This window comes from Mycobacterium sp. M26, from assembly GCF_001494595.1.
In the GTDB taxonomy this organism is placed as follows: domain Bacteria; phylum Actinomycetota; class Actinomycetes; order Mycobacteriales; family Mycobacteriaceae; genus Mycobacterium.
Map to the genome: position 1 here is coordinate 2,392,179 of NZ_LN929908.1, position 16,700 is coordinate 2,408,878.

The window sequence follows — 16,700 nt, forward strand, 5'->3', positions numbered from 1 at the left end:
TTCAGAGGTTGCGGTTCCACTCGGCCCAGCCGACCCCGCGCCGCCCGTCGGCGGTCTCGACCTCGACCCAGGCCCGCGGGAACTGGGCCACCCGGCCATCCGGTCCGACCAGTCGTACCGGTGCGTGGCCGAGCACCCGGATCGTGGTGTCGACCGGGCCCGGTTCGTAGACGATCCGGGTCTGCACCGGCAGGCCGTTGTCCTCGAAGGTGGCTTCCGCGGTCACCGAGGTGGTCTCCACGACCGGCTCATCCCCGCGTTGGAGGTAGCCGACGCTGACCGGACCCAGCCCGGGGATGCTCAGGGCCACTCCGTGCAGATGGCTGCCGTCGTCGAGGTGCAGTGCACTCCACACCCAGTCCATCCCCCACCAGTCCCGCACACCGTGGGAGTGGTCGCGCTGCCCCGGCACCGAATCGAAGGTGTAGGTGTGGCCGTCGACGGTGACCGTTCCGCTGATGGTGCAGGGAATTTCGTAGCGGGTGGAGATCCGGTAGGCATACGGCGTGCCCGTGGTGGTCCAGGTGAGATCCATCTCCACGTCGACCGGTCGGCCCGGCTCGCCGCGCAGGATCGCCGACGGATCGTCATAGGCCTGGCCCACGCCGCGGACCTCGACCCGATAGGACCGCAGCGGATCCGTTGCGCCGTGCCGCAATTCGACGCCGTCGCCGACAACAGTCCAAGGATCGGCGGGGACCGGCGCCTCGAAGTCCAGCAGGGCGATCGTCGGCATGTCCGGCCCGCACACCAGCGCGTTGATCCACGACACCTGCTGGTTGGGCACCAAACCGAGCCTGATCCAGCCACCGATGCCCTGGCCCGGATCGGCGAAGTCCCAGTACCAGCTTTCATTCCATAGCGGTTCGTCGTCGGGCTGGTGCGGACCCTCGTCGACGGGGTCGGGTACCAGGGCCGGTTCAGCGACATCGGGCAGGATCGCCAGCGCATCGGTGTCCAGCACGTGACTGCTATGCCGATCCAGCATGGTCAGGAACATCTCGTCGCCACGTTCGGTCCGCTCGACGAGCATCGAGGAGACGACGGCCATCATCACGCCGGCAAAACTCTGTCGCCGGACACCGTCGCGTACCTGCTCCAGGGTGACCGACGTGTCCGGGCCCAGGCCAGCGTGGTAGGCCCGCAGCAGGTCGTCGTAGTGCTCCCGGCGATCCTCGATCGTCAGCGCGCACCCGATGAAGTAGGCGGCATCGGTCATCGCCGGGCCCCACCCGACGGTCTGCCAGTCCACCACCGTCAGATCTCGTCGTGAACCGGGGCGACCGAACAGCATGTTGTCCAACCGGTAGTCACCGTGGACCAGGCCCTTGATCCGGTCCGATGCGCGTTCCTCGGCGAGGTAGGCGTCGAAGCTGTCCACCAGACGCTGACACACGGTGCGCTGGTCGGGTGTGACCGCGTCGCCGTAGCGGTCGAGGAAACCGGCGTACAGCTGGGAGATGAGCGCCTGGTTCATCGGGGCCTCGCGGTTGAGCCAGTCGGCCTCGGCGAAGGTTTCGCTACCGATCACCGGGGCGTGCAGCCGGCCGAGTTGGGTCAGTGCCAGTTCCGCGTCCTGCTTGGTCGCACCGCGGATCTCATCCCCCACGACCGCTGGGGCGGCGTCATCGATCAGCAGGGTGAAGATGCCGGTCTGCGGGTCGTAGTAGGAGTGAAAGCACTCGGCGATCGGCCCGCCGAGACGGGGCGCGACCTCGGTGTAGAACCTCACCTCACGCTCGTAAAGCCCCAGCGCGAGACCGGTCTGCCGGCTCACCGGGTCGGTGGCGGCAACCTTGAGGATGACCGTCGCCGGCCCGTCCTGACCGTCGGCGTAGGTGAGCCCGATGCGGTAGCACTCGCTCATCTGGCCGGTGCCGATGCGATCGGCGGTGAAGGCGGTGACCGTACCGGCCCCGACGACGGCGGTCAGCCATTCGGCGGTCAGGTCACTGGGGCGTTCGACGACGAGGTCATTGGTCTGCACCCGACCAACCTAGGGCACCCGGGGTCTTCGGCGATAGACCTTGCGGGCTATTTTTTGACGGCTGTCAAACAGCTAGCGGCCGGCCAGTGAGAACCCGGCCCATGCTTCGCGGCGGTGGGCATGCGGGTCGTATTCGATATGGGTGTGCCGGTCGAACACCAGGACGGGCCGCTCCGGGTGCGAGTAGGTGGGCCAGCCGTCGCCGGGGACCCCGGTGCGGCTGAAGTTGCGCCACCGGCTCTGCACCTCCCGGCTCACCCGCAGTGCGGAGGGCCGGTCGATCCCGACGGTCAGGGCACCCCCCAACCGGGTCCGGTAGATGTCGAACACCGCCAGCAGTTCCATCGCGTGGGTGGCACCCAGACCCGACCAGTGCAGCGTGCGCGGTGCGTAGTCATACCGGTACACATAGGTCGGGACGTGGGAGCCGTGCGCTTCGGCGATCTGCCAGGCCGCCGTACCGAAGGCGAAGTCGCCGCCGAGTTGCACGCAGGCCTCCGGACGGGGGTAGCCGGGGTAGGCCGCGGTGATGCGCTCGCGGGTCTCGGGTTCGGCGAACGCCAGCAGCTTCTCGATGGCGTGCTCGGAGGTCGGCAGTAGCTTCATGAACCGGGTGAACAACTTGCCCTCGTCGGCGTTGGTACCCACGATCAGCGGAACCTTGTGCGCTGCACCGGTTCTCATCGCCTCGATCGGGTCGAGCGGCAGAATGTCGTCACCGTGGGTCGGGCCGACAGCGAAAGCGCCGTCCATTTCGTGCAGGCTACGTTCGAGCAGCAGGTCCAGGGTGGTGACCAGATCGGCGGGCCGGGCCCGCATCAGGGCCGCGGCGGCATCGGTACCCTCGGCGCCGAGCGCGTCGGCGAATTTACGGGCAATCGCCGCAGCGGTCTCTCCGGTGCTGACCAGACCCGAGGCCGGGCTCTCCGAAATCGCCTGCCGGAACAGGCCTTCGGCCTCGGGAACGGCGAGCAGGGTCGCCACGGCGTGCGCGCCGGCGCTTTCCCCGAAGATCGTGACATTGTCGGGATCGCCGCCGAACGTGGCGATGTTGTCGCGCACCCAGCGCAGCGACATCACCAGATCACGCAGGAACAGATTGCTGTCGATAGGGAACTCGGGTGTCGACAGCGAGGACAGGTCCACGCAGCCGAGCGCCCCCAGCCGGTAGTTGACCGACACGTACACGCACCCTCGGCGGGCCAGCGCCGCGCCGTCATAGAGCGGTGTGGCCGAACTGCCCATGATGTAGCCGCCGCCGTGGATGAAGAACATCACCGGCAGCGGCTCGCCCTCGGGTGCCGGGCCCGGCCACTGCGGCGTCACCACGTTGAGGGTCAGGCAGTCCTCGCTCATCGGCTGGTACTTGCCGACCCCGAGCATCGTGTAACGGCGCTGCTGCGGGGCGCAGTTGGCAAAGCTGTGGCAGTACCGCACCCCACGCCAGGGCTGGGGCGGCTGCGGGGCGCGAAGCCGCAACGCACCCACCGGCGGCCGGGCGTAGGGAATGGACCGCCATCGGTTGACGCCGTCGCTGGTGAACCCTTCGACGACGCCGCCGGTGGTCGTCGCGCGGACGGTGTGTTCGTGCATCACTCGACGGTAGCGAACAACCGCCACCGACGCGCCTGACGTCCCGCTCAGCTGGGTGCCGTTAGCCTTGCTGGATGCGAATTGCCGTGTTGCTCGCAGCGTCGCTGCTGGTCGCCGGATGTTCCGGGTCGACAGGCGGACAGCCGCGCCCGACGGCCCTGACACCCATCACACCGACGCCCAAAACCTCGTCGACGTCACCGACGACGACCACCAGCTCGACCGCCGCGCCGCCGCCGGGAGTCCCGATCGCCGGGGTGATCACCTGGATCGAAGGCGGCGCCCCGGTCGACGCCGCCGGGTATCACATCGCGCTGCGCGGCGGGGCCAGTACCGATCTCGGTGACGACATCGCGTTCACCACAGCGGCGGGCACCACCTGCATGACCGACGCCAAGCACGGCGCTGCCGGCCTGGCCTGCCTTGTGGAGCTGACCGACCCGCCACCGCAACCGCCTGATGTGTACGGGCAGTGGAAGGGCGGCTGGGTCGACTTCGACGGTGCCACCGTGCTGATCGGCTCAGCGCACGGCGATCCGGGCCGGTTCGGCAGCGGACAGGGCCCGGCTCTGCCACCGGACTCCTCGCTGTCCTTCGGCGATTACCGGTGCCGCACCGACGCCGAGGCACTGTACTGCGTCAACTACGCCCATCAGTCGGCCATCCGCATGGCCGCCAGCGGGGTGGACTCCTACGCGTGCGCCCAGCAGATCACCCCGCCGCCCGGGATCGGGCTGAAATACGTGTGCTAGTGCGCCGGATAGGCGTGCACGACTGCGGTGTTCAGTGTGGGGATCGCGTGGGTCAGCGCGTGCTCGGCGTCATGCGCGAGTTGGTGGGCCTGACGCAGGCTCAGCTGCGGGTCCACGTCGAGCTCCACGTCGGCGTCCAGCCGTAACCCGACCCACCTCATCCGGACCCGTTGCACCCCAAGTACTCCGGGCTGCCGGGCCAGTTCGCGGTAGGCGGTGTCGACCAGAGTCGGGTCCACACTGTCGAGCAGCCGGCCGAAGACCTCCCGGGCGGCGACGACCATGACCACCACGATCGCTGCCGCGATGAGCAGCCCGATGATCGGGTCGGCGGCCGGGAACCCCAGCGCCACCCCGATCGCCCCGAGTACCACGGCCAGCGACGTCAAACCGTCGGCGCGAGCGTGCATTCCGTCGGCCTGTAGCGCAGCCGAGGAGATCCGCTTGCCGACCCGGATGCGGTAGAGCGCCACGAGCTCGTTGCCGACGAAGCCGACCAGACCGGCCGCGGCGACCCAGCCGACGTGGGAGATCGGCGCGGGATGGAGCAGACGCTGGATCGCCTGGACGGCGGCGACCACGGCGGAGATCCCGATCACCGCGACGACGAACAGCCCGGCGAGGTCTTCGGCCCGGCCCAGCCCGTAGGTGTAGCGCCGACTCGGGTTCCGTCTGCCGAGTGCGAACGCGATCCACAGCGGGATCGCGGTGAGCGCGTCGGAGAAGTTGTGGATCGTATCGGCAAGCAGCGCAACAGATCCCGATATCACTACGATGGCCACCTGCACCACGGCTGTGACGGCCAGCGCAGCCAGGCTGATCTTGACCGCGCGGATGCCGGCGGCGCTGTCGCGCATCGCGTCGTCAACCCGGCCCGCGTGGTCATGGCTGTGTCCGTGCCCCATCACGCTCCCCCGCCCTGATGGTGTGCCGGTACCCCACCGGCGGCATGCTCGGCGTTGAACACCGCATCGGTGACCAGTTGGCGCACATGGTCGTTCTCCAGCCGGTAGAACACCTGGGTGCCCTCCCGCCGGGTCCGGACCAGTCGCGCCATCCGTAGCTTGGCCAGGTGCTGGGACACCGACGGACCCGGTTTGCCGACCCGTTCGACAAGGTCGTTGACACTGAGTTCGGCGTCCCGCAGCGCCCACAGCAGTTGCACCCGGGTGGCGTCGGCGAGCATGCGGAACACCTCGACGACGAGGGCGGCATGATCGTCGGCCAACCTAGATGCATCAATATCTGCATTCATAAGCAGATAGATTAGCGGACCGGCTCCCATGCGATGATGGGCAGCACGTCAGCGGCGTGCAGCGTGCACACCGCGATGGTGTAGGTCTCGCCGTTCTCCGCTGCACGGACCACCCGGATTCGGGCGGGGTGTCGACATTCCTCGCTGTCGACGAGGAACTCGCACGCAATCATGTCGATCATCCTTTCGTTGAGGACGACCGTATGGCCGGGGCCACCTGCCTGGCTTGTGCCGGTGATCCAACGTCTGCGCGGCCCTTGTGGGCCGGACACGACGGTCAGCCGGCGATGACGCCTTTGGCCCGCAACAGCGGGAACACCCCTTCGGCGAACCAGTACGCCTCTTCCAGATGCGGGTAGCCGGACAGGATGAACTCGTCGAACCCGAGCGAGTGGTACTCCCAGATCAGGTTGGCCACTTCTTCATGGCTGCCGACGAGGGCCGTACCGGCCCCGCCGCGCACCAGACCGACGCCCGCCCACAGGTTGGGGTAGATCTCGAGTTTGTCGATCTGGCCGCCGTGCAGTGCGGTCATCCGGCGCTGACCCTCGGAGTCCGACCGGGAGTGCAGCTTGGTGGCCTCCTGGATCTGCTCGGGTGTCAGTTCCTTGACCAACTCCTCGGCCAGCGCCCACGCCGCCGCCGAGGTGTCCCGGCTGATCGTGTGCAGGCGGATCCCGAATCGCAGGCTCCGGCCCCGCTGCGCGGCGAGGTCACTAACCTTGCTGATCTTCGCGGCAGCGGCCTGTGGCGGCTCACCCCAGGTCAGATAGACGTCGACATGCTCGGCGGCGATCGGAAGCGCGGCGGCCGACGAGCCGCCGAAATAGAACTGCGGCAACGGATTCGGTGGTTCGGAGACCCGGCCGTCCCGGATCGTGAAGTACTCGCCGCTGAAGTCGAAAGACTCGGTCTCCCAGATCGACTTGACGATGTGCAGGAATTCCCCGGTGCGCGAATACCGTTCGTCGTGGCTGAGCCAGTCCCCGAACCGGCGCTGTTCGGAATCGTCGCCGCCGCTGACCACGTTGAGCAGCAGCCGGCCGTCGGAGAACCGCTGGAACGTCGCAGCCTGCTGGGCGGCCAGGGTGGGCGGCACCAGGCCGGGCCGGAAGGCCACCAGGAATTTCAGCCGCTCGGTTTCGGCGAGCATGGCCGAGGCCGTCAACCAGGCGTCCTCGCACCACGTCCCGGTGGGCGTGAGAACGCCTTCATAGCCCAGCCGGTCAGCGGCCCTGGCGATCTCGGCCAGATACCGTCGGCCGGGTGCCCGGTACCCGGCCGGGATCGCATGGTGGGTCGACGCATGCGAGGCGCCGACGATGGAGCGGCTGTCACCGTTGGTGGGCAGGAACCAGAAGAACTTCGCCGACATCCGTTACCCCCTAGTTGGCGCTGATGAGACTGGACTGAAGTGCGCTGTTGTAGCGGCGGTCGACCCACTTGGCGAAGTCCAGGCGCTGGCGCGTTCGGTCGACAGTAGGAACAGCCCGCGACACGGATAAGGGTTTGATTCGTGATGAAGAAATCGCCGGGGTCAGCTCAGCCGGCGCCGACGTCGCGACGGGAGGTCGGTCAGCGCCATCCGTCGGCGGCTTTGGCCGCCTTCACCAGTGCGTCGCAGAGGTGCCGAAGCTCGGCGCGGTCGGCACCCTCATCGACCGCGGTCGCCACATCCTCGGCAGCGCATCGCACCTGGTAGACCCGGTCGGACAACTCGGCGGCCTCGTCGGCAGTCAGGACCACGGCGTCGGCGGGCACCGAGGTGCCCTTGACCATGGCGCGCTGCTCGTAAGCGCGCTGGCGGCAGGACTGCCGGCAGTACTGCCGGCGCCGGCCCAACCCGGAATCGGCCACTTCGCGGCCGCACCAACGGCACGGCTGCGGGCGGGTACGACGCGTCACGCCTAAGGACTGTAGACGGCTGGGGCCGGTGATCCCGGTATCATGGACGGTCGGGTCGGGAACTGCGGACATAGGTCTTGCGTTCACTATCCGGACTTCATATTTGGCTTAGGAGATGTTGACGATGGCTGATCGTGTCTTGAGAGGCAGCCGGCTCGGAGCCGTGAGCTACGAGACTGACCGCAACCACGACCTGGCGCCGCGTCAGATTGCGCGGTACCGCACTGAGAACGGCGAGGAGTTCGACGTTCCGTTCGCCGACGACGCCGAGATTCCCGGCACCTGGCTGTGCCGCAACGGCCTGGAGGGCACCCTGATCGAGGGTGACCTGCCCGAGCCCAAGAAGGTCAAGCCGCCGCGCACCCACTGGGACATGCTGCTGGAGCGCCGGTCGATCGAGGAACTCGACGAGCTGCTCAAAGAGCGCCTCGACCTGATCAAGACCAAGCGTCGCGGCACCTAGTCCGAAACGGGACTAGCGGACCACGCCCCGGGCGCGGTCCAGGCGCCCGCCGATCCCCCACTGGGCGACCTTCACCATCGCCTCACGGATGTTCGAACCGCTCATCTTCGACACGCCGAGTTCGCGCTCGCTGAAGGTGATCGGCACCTCCACCACGCTGAATCCGCTGTTGATGGTGCGCCAGGTCAGGTCGATCTGGAAGCAGTAGCCCTTGGAGTCGACGGCCGACAGGTCGATCTTCTCCAGCACCTCGCGCCGGTAGGCGCGGTAGCCGGCGGTGATGTCATGGATGCCGACACCCAGCAGCACCCGCGAGTAGGTGTTGGCGGTCTTGGACAGCACCAGCCGCCGCCACGGCCAGTTGCGCACCGTACCGCCATCGACATAGCGCGAGCCGATCGCCAGGTCGGCCCCGTTGTCGATGGCGTCCAGCAACCGGTAGAGCTGTTCGGGGGCGTGGCTGCCGTCGGCGTCCATCTCGACCAGGACGTTGTACTGGCGGCTGAGCCCCCAGGCGAAGCCGGCCAGGTAGGCCGCACCGAGCCCGTCCTTGGCGGTGCGGTGCATGACGTGCAGACGGTCCGGGTCAGCCAGGGACAGCTCGTCGGCCAGCGCACCGGTACCGTCCGGGCTGCCGTCGTCGACGACCAGCACGTGCACGTCGGGACGGGCCTTGTGCACCCGGCCCAGGATCAACGGCAGGTTCTCCAGCTCGTTGAAGGTGGGGATGATCACCAGGGTGCGCTGGCTGGGACGCGGCGCGCCCTTGTCAGAGCCCTTCTTGCCCTGGTCGCTCATGAATCTCCTCTATCGTGCTGCCCGGCCAGGGCAGACGGCTCGTCGCCCTCGTCCGGCGGGGCCTCGTCGCGTTGCTGCCGTCGGCGGCGCAACGGTCGTATGAACCATCCATTGTGCAGTATGGCGGCGCCAATCACGGCAACCGCTGCTCCTACCAGCACCCATTGCACCAGCGGCCCCCACCGCGTCGCCGGTGTCTCGGTGGTCTTGAGCCGGATCGGGACGTCGAGGTAAGCCGGGCTGAAGAACTGGGTGCGGGCGATTTCGCTGCCATCGGGGGCGATGACGGCACTGATCCCGGTGGTGCCGGCGACGATGACGTAGCGGTCGTGCTCGACGGCCCGGGCCCGGGCGAACGCCAGTTGCTGCTCGCTCATGTTCTGGTCGAAGGTGGCGTTGTTGGTCGGCACTGTCAGCACCTGGGCGCCATTGCGCACCGATTCCCGCAAAGCGCGGTCGAAGATGACCTCCCAGCAGGTCGCCACTCCGATCGGTACCCCGGCTGCGTGGACCACGCCGTCGCCGGTGCCGGGGACGAAGTAGCCCGCCCGGTCGGCGTAGGACGACAAATGCTTGAAGAAGCTGCGCCACGGCAGGTACTCGCCGAACGGCTGGATGATCTGCTTGTCGTGGCGCTCCCCCGGCCCGGACACCGGATCCCACACCACGACGGTGTTCGACGCGGTCGGGTTCTCCGGCGTCCACTCCGGGCGGGCCAGCACCGTGCCGACCAGAATCGGCGCCCCGATGGCCTGGACGGCCACCGAGATCTGCTGGGCGGCGTCCGGGTTGGTCAGCGGGTCGATGTCGGAGGAGTTCTCCGGCCACACCACGAACTGCGGTTGCGGCACCAGCCCGGCACGCACGTCCTCGGCGAGTTGCACGGTCTCGCGGACGTGGTTGTCCAGCACGGCGCGGCGCTGTTCGTTGAACTCGAGCCCGAGGCGCGGCACGTTGCCCTGGACCGCGGCGACGGTCACCGTGGGTTCGTTGCCCGCACCCGCCCGGCGCACCTGGGGTGCGGCCAGTGCGGTGGTCAACAGCACGGCGGTGATGCACAGGCCGGGCACCAGGACTGCCACCGGCGAGGGAGTCTGGTGCTTCTTGCCCGACCCGCTGTGCTGCCACCAGCGCACGATCTCGATCCCCAGCGCGCACAACGAGGTGCCGACCAGGGCGATGCCGAACGACAGCAAGGGCACCCCGCCCAGCTGGACGAGCGGCAGGAACGGTCCCTGGGTTTGGCCGAATCCGACGACACCCCAAGGGAATCCGCCGAACGGCACACTGGATTTGAGCCATTCCTGCAGCGACCACACCAGCGCCAGCCAGACCGGCCAGCCCGGCAGCGTGCGCACCACGACGGCGAACATGCCGAACACCGCACAGAACAGGGCCTGCAGCGCCGCCAGGGCAAGCCACGGGATCGGCCCGACGAGTCCACTGATCCACGGCAGCAGCGGGATGTAGAACGCCAGGCCGAATAACAGGCCGTAACCGAATCCGCCGGCCACGGTGGTCCTGGGGTGAACCAGTACCCAGGTCAGCAGCACGAAGCTGAGCACCGCCGACCACCACCAGCCGATGGGCGGGAAGCTGATGCACATGGCCAGCCCCGCGGTGGCGGTGGCGAGTAGCCGGAACATCCGCGGTGTGAGCGCGGCGATGATGCGCTGCAGGCGCGATGGGGTGTCAGCCATGCAGCACGACGCCTCGGTGCACCGTCTGCAGGCAGCGCGGTAGCGGATCGGAGGGATCCAGGCGCGGCAGCGCCGGAACCCGCGAACGGGGGTCGGTGGACCACCGCTGCACGGTGTCGGCGGGGGCGGCCACGTCAAGGTCGCCCACGTCCCACACCGCGTAGGACGCCGGTGCACCGGGCACCAGCGTGCCGGTGATGCCGTCGCGGACACCGCCCGCACGCCAGGCGCCGCGGGTGGCGGCGGCGAAGGCGGCACGCATGGAGATGGCACTTCCCGGGGTCTGGTGGTGGCCTGCCGCGCGCACCGTCGCCCACGGATCGATGCTGGTCACCGGGGCATCTGAGCCGAACGCCAGGGGCACGCCTGCCGATGCTAACAGCGCGAATGGATTGAGCAGTGCGGCTCTGTCGATACCGAGGCGACGCGCATACATGCCGTCGGTGCCGCCCCACAGCGCGTCGAAAGAGGGCTGCATGCTGCCCGTGACACCCCACTGACCGAGCTTGGCCGCCTGGTCGGCCGACACCATTTCCAGGTGTTCGAGGCGATGCCCGCAGCGTGCCACCGCGGGCGCACCGAACCTATCGACGACCTGTTCCAGCGCATCGACCACAGCGCCGACGGCCGCGTCGCCGATGACGTGGAACCCGGCGGTGACGCCCGCCTCGGTGCAGGCCATCAGGTGCTCGGTGACGGTCGCGGGGTCGAGGTAGCAGTTGCCGCAGGTGTCCGGTTGGTCGGTGTACGGCTGGGACAGCCAGGCGGTGTGCGATCCCAGGGCACCGTCGATGAACAGGTCGCCGGCCAGCCCCTGGGCGCCGGTGGCCTGGATCAGGGCCCGGGCCTGGGCGGCACTGGAGACCGCCTCACCCCAGTAGCCGATGACGTCGACACCGTGCTCGGTGGCGCGCAGTTCCTGCCAGTCGTCACTGCCGCCGATATCGGGGCCTGCGCATTCGTGGACGGCGACGATGCCGGCGGCTGCGGCTGCGTCCAGTGCGGCACGGCGGGCCTCGGCGCGCTGCTTCGAGGTGAGCAGGGCCCTCGCCTGTGCGCGGACCAGGTGGTGCGCGGTGGACGACAACGGCCGCTGTGGATCGAACCCGGCGACAGCGGACAGCCCCGGCACCAGCGCGCGCAGCGCGCTCGACGCCACCGCCGAATGCACGTCGATACGGGCCAGGTAGGCCGGGGTGGTCCCGACAACGGCGTCGAGTTCGTCGGTGCTGGGGGCCCGGTCACCGGGCCAGGCGGTGTCGTCCCAGCCGTGCGCCCAGATCGGTTGACCGGGATGGGCGGCGACGTGCTCGGCGATGCGCCGCAGGCAGTCGCTCGCAGACGTGGCGGTGGTCAGGTCCAGTCCGGTCAGCAGCAGCCCGGTCGAGGTGACGTGGATATGGCTGTCCACAAACGCCGGGGCGACGAACGCGCCGTCGAGGTCGATGATCTCGGCATCGCCGAATTGGGTGCGGCCGACGTCGTCGCTGCCCAGCCATGCCACGACACCGTCGCGTACGGCCATGGCGGTGGCGTCCGGGTGCGACGGGCTGTGCACGCGCCCGCCCAACAGCAGTGTGGTCACGTCGGTCAGTGTCCCGCGCGAGGCAGGTGTGGAAGAAACCGAGTCGGGCTAGTTGTAGCGGCGGACGATGTTGGCGTCGTGGATGCGGCCGTACACCTGATCGTCGATGACCTCGCCGTCGATGTAGTCACCGGCATAGCGCGGCGGTGCGTACATCCGGCCCGGGGCGTTCAGGTTGATGACACTGACACGGCGGGTGATGCCACGGGTCAGGAGCAGCCCGGCCAGCGGGCGCATCGCGCTGCGCGTGGGTGGCAGCAGCATCAGCGCACCGACGACGGTGGTGACCAGGCCCGGGATGAACACCAGGAAGGTGCCCAGCGCCACCAGCATGCCGTCGGCCACCGCCCCCTGCGGATTGGTGCGCGAGCGCTGCAGCCGGGCGATCTGCCGCTTCACCTGTGATCCGGCCAGTGCCACGCTGACCACCGAGGTGGCCAGCAGCACGAGCAGGGTCCACCCCAACCCGATGGACCAGGTCAGGGCGGCCAGCACCGCCAGTTCGACGAGCGCGTAGACGAGGAACGTCCGCATCACCATGTCTAGGCAACGACTCGGGTGCGGGCCGGGTTCCGACCGGGCCTGATAAGACCCTGTGAGTTTCAGGCTGCGCGCAGTTCCAGGCCGACGTTGCGGTGCGCTCCACCCCGCAGCTTGCTGAAGAAGTTGAAGACCTTGCCCAGCAGTCCGTAGCGGTTTCCGATGGCGCTGTAGACGGTCTCGAGGTGATTGTCGTCGAGCACGGTGGCGACGGCTTCGACGGTCTCCCCGGTGACCTTGCCCCGGCGGTCACACGGCGCCAGCGTCACCCGGGAGGTGTTGCGGATTCGCTTGACCTTCCACGAGTCGCGGCCGGTGATGACCAGGGCGCGATCACCATCAGGAGCGAGCCAGATCGGCGTCGGCTTGGGCCGGCCGTCCTTGGTGAAGGTCGTCAGCGAGACGTACTGCGACTTGATCACGTCGGCGAAAGTGGTAGCCATCTCCCTAATGTAGTTCCCCGGGTCGCTACGCTCCTGCCCGCCGGTCCGAGCGAATCAGCGTGCTTCAAGATCGCCCTCGGTTTCCAGCAGCACCTGACGCAGTCCCTGCAGGGTTTGCGGGTCGGGTTCGGCCCACATGCCGCGGCCGACCGCCTCCAGCAGTCGCTCCGACATCCCGTGCAGCGCCCAGGGGTTGGATTCGCCCAGGAACTTGCGGTTCTCGGGGTCCAGGACATACTTCTCGGTGAGCTGTTCGTACATCCAGTCGGCCATCACCCCGGCGGTGGCGTCGTAGCCGAACAGGTAGTCCACCGTGGCGGCCATCTCGAAAGCGCCCTTGTAGCCGTGCTTGCGCATCGCCGACATCCACCGCGGATTGACCACGCGGGCACGGAACACCCGGGTGGTCTCCTCCGACAGGGTCCGGGTGCGCACGGCATCGGGCCGGGTGTTGTCGCCGATGTAGGCCGCCGGCGCCTTCCCGGTGAGCGCGCGCACGGTGGCGATCATGCCGCCGTGGTACTGGAAATAGTCGTCGGAGTCGGCGATGTCGTGCTCGCGGGTGTCGGTGTTCTTGGCGGCCACCACGATTCGGCGGTACTGGATGGACATGTCGTCGGCGGCCGGCCGGCCGTCGAGTTCGCGCCCGTACGCAAATCCTCCCCAGGCGGTGTACACCTCGGCCAGATCGGCGTCGTCGCGCCAGTTGCGGCTGTCGATGAGCTGTAGCAGGCCTGCCCCGTAGGTACCCGGCTTGGACCCGAAAATCCTTGTGGTGGCTCGTCGTTCATCGCCGTGCTCGACGAGGTCGACCTGGGCGTGGGCGCGCACGAAGTTCTGGTCGGCGGGTTCGTCGAGAGCCGCGACCATGCGCACCGCGTCGTCGAGCATCGTCACCACGTGTGGGAAGGCGTCCCGGAAAAAGCCGGAGATGCGCACCGTGACATCGATACGCGGCCGGCCCAGTTCCTCGAGTCCGATGGCCTCCAGGTCCACCACCCGCCGGGAGGCGTCGTCCCACACCGGCCGAACACCCAGCAGCGCAAGGACTTCGGCCACGTCGTCGCCGGACGTTCGCATCGCCGAGGTACCCCACACCGACAGGCCCACCGAGCGCGGCCAGTCGCCGTAGTCGGCGCGGTAGCGGGCCAGCAGCGAATCCGCCATCGCCACCCCGGTCTCGTAGGCCAGCCGTGACGGCACCGCCTTGGGGTCCACCGAGTAGAAGTTGCGCCCGGTGGGCAGCACGTTGACCAGGCCCCGCAACGGGGAGCCCGAGGGGCCGGCGGCGATGAATCGGCCCTCCAGCGCCCGCAGCACCTGGTCGATCTCAGCCGAGGTACCGGCCAGCCGGGGCACCACCTCGGTGGCGGCGAACCGCAGGATGCGGGCCACCTGGGGGTCGTCGGTGATGTGGTCGACCCGCTCGGGATCCCAGCCGCTGTCCTGCAGGTCGGCCAGCAGGTGGCGGGCCCGCTCCTCGGCGGCGTCGACCACGGTCCGTTCGTCGCTACCGTCCTCGGCCAGGCCGAGCGCCTCGCGAAGCCCGGGCAGGTGCTGTTCCCCGCCGAAGAGCTGACGGGCTCGCAGGATCGCCAGCACCAGGTCCAGTTCACCCTCACCCTGTGGCGCTACACCCAGGATGTGCAGGCCGTCGCGGATCTGGACGTCCTTGATCTCGCACAGCCAGCCGTCGACGTGCAGCAACATGTCGTCGAAGCTGTCGTCGGCTGGACGGTCGTCCAGGCCCAGGTCGTGGTCCATCTTCGCCGCCCGCATCAGCGTCCAGATCTGCTGGCGGATGGCCGGTAGCTTGCCGGGGTCCAGTGCGGCGATGTTGGCGTGCTCGTCGAGCAGCTGCTCAAGCCGCGAGATGTCACCGTAGGTTTCGGCGCGGGCCATCGGCGGGATCAGGTGGTCGACCAGCGTCGCATGCGCCCGGCGCTTGGCCTGGGTGCCCTCACCGGGATCGTTGACCAGGAACGGGTAGATCAGCGGCAGGTCGCCGAGCGCGGCATCGGTACCGCACTGCGCGGACATGCCGACGGTCTTGCCGGGCAGCCACTCCAAGTTGCCGTGCTTGCCCAGATGAACCAGGGCGTGCGCCCCGAATTCGTGGCGCAGCCAGAAGTAGGCCGCCAGGTAGTGGTGGCTCGGCGGCAGGTCCGGGTCGTGGTAGATGGCCACCGGGTTCTCCCCGAACCCGCGGGGCGGCTGCACCAGGATCACGATGTTGTCGGATTGGATTGCCGCGACGACGATCTCGCCGTCGGGGTCGCGGCTGCGGTCGACGAACAGCTCGCCGGGCGGTGGCCCCCAGTGCTCCACCATCGCCTCGGCCAACTCGCCGGGCAGCGTGGCGAACCACTCGCGATACCGGGCGGCGGGCACCCGGACGGGGTTGCCCGCCAACTTGGCGTCGGTGAGCCAATCCGGATCCTGGCCGCCGCGTTCGATGAGCGCGTGCATCAGCGCGTCCCCGTCGCCGGCCTCCACACCGGGCACCTCGCCGATCCGATAGCCGTTGTCCCGCAACGCCGTCAACAACGCCACCGCGCTGGCCGGGGTGTCCAGCCCGACGGCGTTGCCGATGCGGGCGTGCTTGGTCGGATAGGCCGAGAACACCAGACCCAACCGCTTCTCCGATGCCGGCACCGTGCGCAAGGTGGCGTACTTGACCGCCAGGCCGGCCACCCGGGCGCACCGTTCGGGATCGGGCACATAGGAGATCAGTCCGTCGGAGTCGATCTCCTTGAACGAGAACGGCACCGTGATGATGCGGCCGTCGAATTCGGGTACCGCGACCTGAGTGGCCACATCCAGCGGGGTCAACCCGTCATCGTTGGCGGACCAGGTGGACCGTGAGCTCGTCAGGCACAGGCCCTGCAGGATCGGAACATCCAGGGCGGCAAGATGGGTGACGTCCCAGCTGCCGTCGTCGTTACCCGCCGTGGCGGTCGCCGGGCGCACCCCGCCCGCGGCGAGCACAGTCACCACCAGGGTGTCGGCGGTCCGCAGCAGGTCCAGCAGTTCGGGTTCCGGGTTGCGCAGCGAGGTGCAGTACACCGGCAGCGGTCGGCCACCCGCCTGCCTGATCGCCGTACACATCGCCCGGATGTAGGCAACGTTGCCCGCCAACTGCTGGGCCCGGTAGAACAGCACCGCGATCACCGGTCGTGGATCGCCGTCGCGCTGCACCCCGCAGCCCTCGCATCCCTCACAGGGCGGGTCCAGCAGACCCCACGACGGCGTCGGCGCCGGCGGACTGAACCCGTAGCCGGTCATCAACAGCGTGTCGGACAGGAAGGCATGCAACTGGCGCAGGTTCTCCACCCCGCCCTGGGCCAGATAGATGTGGGTCTGCATGGCGATGCCGGCGGGCACCGTCGAGCGTTCCATCAAGTCGGCGTCGGGCGCCTGTTCACCACTGACCACCACCACCGGCACCCCGGCGGCGACCACGGTATCGATGCCCTCCTGCCAGGCCCGGTAGCCGCCGAGGATGCGCACCACCACCGCGTCGGCCCCGGCCAGCAGGTCAGCGAGTTCTCCCTCTGCCAGCCGCGACGGGTTGGCCCACCGGTAGCCCGCCCCGCTGGCCCGCGCGGTGATCAGGTCGGTGTCGGACGTCGACAGCAGCAAGACGGTGGGAGGCACCCTCCATTCGTACCGTACGACC

The 16,700-nt window shown here is 68.7% G+C and carries 15 protein-coding genes; 2 read left to right on the top strand and 13 right to left on the bottom strand.

The window, feature by feature from the left end; translation table 11 throughout:
* Position 1: 1 nt before the first annotated feature.
* Positions 2–1,987, bottom strand: coding sequence for a DUF7064 domain-containing protein (locus BN3385_RS20790; RefSeq protein ID WP_059019584.1), 1,986 nt, complete (start codon positions 1,985–1,987; stop codon positions 2–4).
* 72 nt (positions 1,988–2,059) lie between these two features.
* The gene (locus BN3385_RS20795) at positions 2,060–3,580 is read right to left on the bottom strand and encodes a carboxylesterase/lipase family protein (RefSeq protein ID WP_059019586.1); all 1,521 of its coding nucleotides are present in this window, start codon (positions 3,578–3,580) and stop codon (positions 2,060–2,062) included.
* 74 nt (positions 3,581–3,654) lie between these two features.
* Here BN3385_RS20795 and BN3385_RS20800 point away from each other — a divergent pair, with 74 nt between their 5' ends.
* Positions 3,655–4,332, top strand: coding sequence for a hypothetical protein (locus BN3385_RS20800; protein WP_059019588.1), 678 nt, complete (start codon positions 3,655–3,657; stop codon positions 4,330–4,332).
* On the opposite strand, the gene BN3385_RS20805 is transcribed toward BN3385_RS20800, so the two are convergent.
* The 5 genes from BN3385_RS20805 to BN3385_RS20820 form a co-directional block, all read right to left on the bottom strand.
* Entirely contained in the window at positions 4,329–5,237 is a 909-nt protein-coding gene (locus BN3385_RS20805; protein ID WP_059019590.1) for a cation diffusion facilitator family transporter, read from the bottom strand. The genes BN3385_RS20800 and BN3385_RS20805 overlap by 4 nt on opposite strands.
* Positions 5,237–5,587 (bottom strand): ArsR/SmtB family transcription factor, encoded by a 351-nt coding sequence (locus BN3385_RS20810; protein WP_059019592.1) that lies wholly within the window; start codon positions 5,585–5,587, stop codon positions 5,237–5,239. The genes BN3385_RS20805 and BN3385_RS20810 overlap by 1 nt, the downstream gene beginning before the upstream one ends.
* A gap of 11 nt (positions 5,588–5,598) precedes the next feature.
* Positions 5,599–5,760: a hypothetical protein gene (locus tag BN3385_RS28315; RefSeq protein ID WP_156432836.1), complete on the bottom strand. Its 162-nt coding sequence runs from the start codon at positions 5,758–5,760 to the stop codon at positions 5,599–5,601.
* A 104-nt stretch (positions 5,761–5,864) separates the two neighbouring features.
* A complete protein-coding gene (locus BN3385_RS20815; RefSeq protein WP_059019594.1) occupies positions 5,865–6,962 on the bottom strand; it encodes an LLM class flavin-dependent oxidoreductase in 1,098 nt (365 codons plus the stop codon).
* A 200-nt stretch (positions 6,963–7,162) separates the two neighbouring features.
* Positions 7,163–7,492 carry a hypothetical protein gene (locus BN3385_RS20820; RefSeq protein ID WP_156432837.1) on the bottom strand — a complete coding sequence of 110 codons (330 nt, stop codon included), beginning with the start codon at positions 7,490–7,492 and terminating at the stop codon, positions 7,163–7,165.
* Between the two features lie 124 nt (positions 7,493–7,616).
* Between BN3385_RS20820 and rbpA the strand changes: the two genes are divergently transcribed.
* The gene (gene rbpA, locus BN3385_RS20825) at positions 7,617–7,955 is read left to right on the top strand and encodes an RNA polymerase-binding protein RbpA (RefSeq protein ID WP_059019597.1); all 339 of its coding nucleotides are present in this window, start codon (positions 7,617–7,619) and stop codon (positions 7,953–7,955) included.
* A 12-nt stretch (positions 7,956–7,967) separates the two neighbouring features.
* Here the strand turns inward: rbpA and BN3385_RS20830 are convergent, their stop codons facing one another.
* The 6 genes from BN3385_RS20830 to cobN all read right to left on the bottom strand — a co-directional run bounded on the left by BN3385_RS20830 (position 7,968) and on the right by cobN (position 16,678).
* Positions 7,968–8,753: a polyprenol monophosphomannose synthase gene (locus BN3385_RS20830; RefSeq protein ID WP_059019600.1), complete on the bottom strand. Its 786-nt coding sequence runs from the start codon at positions 8,751–8,753 to the stop codon at positions 7,968–7,970.
* Positions 8,750–10,453, bottom strand: a complete 1,704-nt coding sequence (gene lnt, locus BN3385_RS20835; RefSeq protein WP_059019602.1) for an apolipoprotein N-acyltransferase — start codon at positions 10,451–10,453, stop codon at positions 8,750–8,752. Before lnt ends, BN3385_RS20830 begins: the two co-directional genes overlap by 4 nt.
* On the bottom strand, positions 10,446–12,038 hold the full coding sequence (locus tag BN3385_RS20840; protein ID WP_059019604.1) for an amidohydrolase: 1,593 nt from the start codon (positions 12,036–12,038) through the stop codon (positions 10,446–10,448). Before BN3385_RS20840 ends, lnt begins: the two co-directional genes overlap by 8 nt.
* Before the next feature lie 48 nt (positions 12,039–12,086).
* A complete protein-coding gene (locus BN3385_RS20845; RefSeq protein ID WP_059019606.1) occupies positions 12,087–12,578 on the bottom strand; it encodes an FxsA family protein in 492 nt (163 codons plus the stop codon).
* A 62-nt stretch (positions 12,579–12,640) separates the two neighbouring features.
* Positions 12,641–13,021: a PPOX class F420-dependent oxidoreductase gene (locus BN3385_RS20850; RefSeq protein ID WP_059019608.1), complete on the bottom strand. Its 381-nt coding sequence runs from the start codon at positions 13,019–13,021 to the stop codon at positions 12,641–12,643.
* Positions 13,022–13,075: 54 nt separating this feature from the next.
* Positions 13,076–16,678: a cobaltochelatase subunit CobN gene (gene cobN, locus BN3385_RS20855; RefSeq protein WP_059019610.1), complete on the bottom strand. Its 3,603-nt coding sequence runs from the start codon at positions 16,676–16,678 to the stop codon at positions 13,076–13,078.
* Between the last annotated feature and the right edge of the window lie 22 nt (positions 16,679–16,700).